Here is a 2920-nt window from a genome sequence, read left to right as displayed (position 1 = left end):
CGCCCCTTCCCCCCTATACGTCCGCCCGCTCCCTGCAAGGACAGAGAATTTGCCCGTGGCGCCCCGAATGGCGGCCGCACATCGTTGGGAAAGATTGAGGATTTTGCCATGTCTCGCCGCTGCGAATTGACGGCCAAGGGCCCCCAGGTCGGCCACACGGTCAGCCACTCCAACATCAAGACCAAGCGCCGCTTCCTGCCGAACCTGGTCAACGTGACCTTCATCAGCGAAGCGCTGGGCCGCAACGTGCGCCTGCGCGTCTCCACCAGCGCGATCAAGAGCGTCGACCACAATGGCGGCCTCGACCCCTTCCTGATCAAGGCCAAGGCCGCCGTGCTGTCGCCGCGCGCCCTCGAGCTGAAGCGCGCCATTCAGAAGAAGGTCGGCCCGACGCCTGCGCCGGCGAAGAAGGCCGGCTAAGCGAGTTTTCGAATTTGGCGGGGGTTTGCGTCGCGAGGCGCAGGCTTAGCCAAGTAGAGTTTTGCGTGACGGCCGGATCGGAAGATCCGGCCGTTTTTGTTTGGAGTAGTGAACAACCAGTTGGATATACACAAGTCGATGTTGCTACCGGGGCGCGATCATAGAATATTGCGACGGCATACCGATCGTTCATTTCTGATATCCACTTGCGGGAATATCTTAGCTCATGAAGCTTAGTGCTTGGGACCCGGACATCCGGAGTCTCGTTAATCGGATTGACGCGGGTGACGTCGACCTCCAGCCCGATTTTCAGCGGCAAGAAGTCTGGCCAATCGCAAAGAAGAGACGGCTCATCGACACCGTGCTTCGCGAATGGTCAATACCGCCAGTTCATTTCGTTGTGACTTCCGACAATCGTCTCGAAGTACTCGACGGGCAGCAACGTCTCGCGGCGTTACGCGACTTCTTGCACGACAGATTTTCGATCGATGCAACCATCAGCCCCGTGGACGAGACGCTCAAGGTACTTCATGGAAAATTCTACAGTCAGCTCGACCCACCAACTAAGAGGAAGGTCGACAATTATCCGCTAAGAGGATTCCGAATTAGCGAATACGATCCCGAAGAACCAAACGAACTATTCTATCGACTGAACCAGCCCACAAGCCTCACGGCTGGAGAACAGCGAAATGCCTTGTTTGGTCCTGCGCGCGAACAGCTCAAGGGGCTCGTAGACAGTTTTCAATCGTTCGAGAACACTAAAGAAACAATCGGCTTTTCGAATGCAAGGATGGCCTATGACGATATCTTTGCAAAACTTCTATTCTTTCTAGACAAACGAAATTTTGGCATCAGGGCGAGCGAAACCCTAATATCTGAGCGATTCAAGACAAAAGAGGGATTCAGTTCGTCGGTCATGGCCGACGCGCAGAAATCGGTAGAGTATTTTTCACAAAGTCGAGAACAGGCAGCTTCCGCACGATTCAATAAAGCGAGCATTCTTTCATGGCTTCTATTCTTTTCGAGATTTGAGACGCCCCCCAACCCTCATTTTCTTAGAGATTTCACTTCAGAGAAGCTTCGCAAATCTCACAAGGCATTTTTGTCTGAAACATTCGCGCTGTTCGAAAATCGCTCGAGTTTGCGTGTCGCTGACGTAGCCTCCGTAGTTTATCGCGACTTTTGTCTCTGGTACGCTTTTTGGTTAACTGATGGCGGCCCTCTCCCGAAAATCATTTCTCAAAGTCAGTTGCAGGACGTGCGGTCCATTCACTCTGCGCAGCCCGATGCGACTTTGGAGGCCGTTCTTTCTCAAGTGCTTCAAGTTGATAAATGGGGGCGCTCGCTGTGAGGTTGGCGAGAGCACAAGATTTCCGCCGGAGGCTACACGAGAAGGCCAGCTCGTGGCCGATAAGGATCAAGCGAGTTTCCTTTTCGTCCGTTCCAAGCTTAGGTGAAGGAGATATCCCGCTACTTTCTCCCCTAAGTGTTTTGTGTGGGCCGAATGGCGTTGGAAAGACCACGCTCCTCCGCCTGCTATGGTCAGTCCTTGATCCCGATGCGGCAAAGAAAAAGCCATTGGGCTTTGCTCGACTGAAGAGCGGCACCGCCACTGTCGAGGTTGCGGGCCCGGATAACTCGTTTGAATTCGGCTTGGACTTTGGAAGTCAAGAAGCCTCGGCCAGTTCATCACGAGATGAGCTAGAGTTGGAGATCGCCTATATCGATACTGCGAACGAGGGTCCACGAATTCAAAGTGAATTCTCCAACTCCGACAGCCCAGAAGACATAATAAACGGTGCTGGAGCGATAGAGCTCGACCCGGAGCAGTTGACCGAAATCAACTTCCTCACCATGCGAAACTATCGGCAGATCAATCTCTACGAGGTTGAGCTTGGGGAAGATGTCGTTCCGTTTTTTGAGGTCGCTTTTGGACCAGACCGCTACGACAGTAGGTCTATGGGTTCAGGCGAATTCTCAGCATTCTTTCTCTGGTGGCGACTTCAGCGCGCGACCCCAAAATTGAGCTGCACCCGGTTCTGTTGACACCGGCTTAAGCTAATCCAACCTTCCGTTCGAACTCCATAGGGCTCAGATATCCGATCGTCGAATGCCTTCGCTTCGGATTGTAGAAGCGCTCGATGTAGTCGAACACGTCGGCCTTGGCCTCGTTGCGTGACCGGTACACTTTGCGCGCTGTTCGCTCGGTCTTCAAGGACGAGAAGAAGCTCTCCATTGCAGCGTTGTCCCAGACATTGCCTGACCGGCTCATCGAGCAGACCACGCCGTGATCGGCCATCAGCCTCTGGAACTGTTCGCTGGTGTATTGGCTGCCGCGATCGGAATGATGCAACAGCGCGTCCGGCTTGCCTCGTCGCCAGATCGCCATCACCAGGGCATTGGTGACGAGCTGTGCCGTCATTGCTGTACTCATTGACCAGCCGACCACCCGCCGCGAGAACAGATCAACGACTGCGGCCACATAGAGCCAACCCTCCGC

General features: G+C 54.2%; 4 protein-coding genes. 3 read left to right on the top strand and 1 reads right to left on the bottom strand.

Annotated elements, in window-relative coordinates; all coding sequences use genetic code 11:
- Positions 1–108: 108 nt before the first annotated feature.
- From rpmB to IVA74_RS40135, 3 genes are all read left to right on the top strand, one after another.
- Positions 109–420, top strand: a complete 312-nt coding sequence (gene rpmB / locus IVA74_RS40145) for a 50S ribosomal protein L28 (protein ID WP_247353616.1) — start codon at positions 109–111, stop codon at positions 418–420.
- Positions 421–646: 226 nt separating this feature from the next.
- Positions 647–1771 carry a DUF262 domain-containing protein gene (locus tag IVA74_RS40140; RefSeq protein WP_247353614.1) on the top strand — a complete coding sequence of 375 codons (1125 nt, stop codon included), beginning with the start codon at positions 647–649 and terminating at the stop codon, positions 1769–1771.
- A complete protein-coding gene (locus tag IVA74_RS40135) occupies positions 1753–2466 on the top strand; it encodes an AAA family ATPase (RefSeq protein WP_247353612.1) in 714 nt (237 codons plus the stop codon). Before IVA74_RS40140 ends, IVA74_RS40135 begins: the two co-directional genes overlap by 19 nt.
- A 7-nt stretch (positions 2467–2473) precedes the next feature.
- Here the strand turns inward: IVA74_RS40135 and IVA74_RS40130 are convergent.
- Positions 2474–2920, bottom strand: a 447-nt coding sequence (locus IVA74_RS40130; protein WP_247353611.1) for an IS3 family transposase, incomplete at its 5' end; no start/stop codon positions are given.

It is taken from the genome of Bradyrhizobium sp. 132 (assembly GCF_023074185.1).
Lineage (GTDB): Bacteria > Pseudomonadota > Alphaproteobacteria > Rhizobiales > Xanthobacteraceae > Bradyrhizobium.
This window is presented reverse-complemented; position numbering and strand designations above follow the sequence as displayed.

Excerpts from the sequence above, each read along its gene's own strand:
- IVA74_RS40135 (WP_247353612.1), top strand. The coding sequence starts at position 1,753 with ATGGGGGCGCTCGCTGTGAGGTTGGCGAGAGCACAAGATTTCCGCCGG.
- rpmB (WP_247353616.1), top strand. The coding sequence starts at position 109 with ATGTCTCGCCGCTGCGAATTGACGGCCAAGGGCCCCCAGGTCGGCCAC.
- IVA74_RS40140 (WP_247353614.1), top strand. The coding sequence starts at position 647 with ATGAAGCTTAGTGCTTGGGACCCGGACATCCGGAGTCTCGTTAATCGG.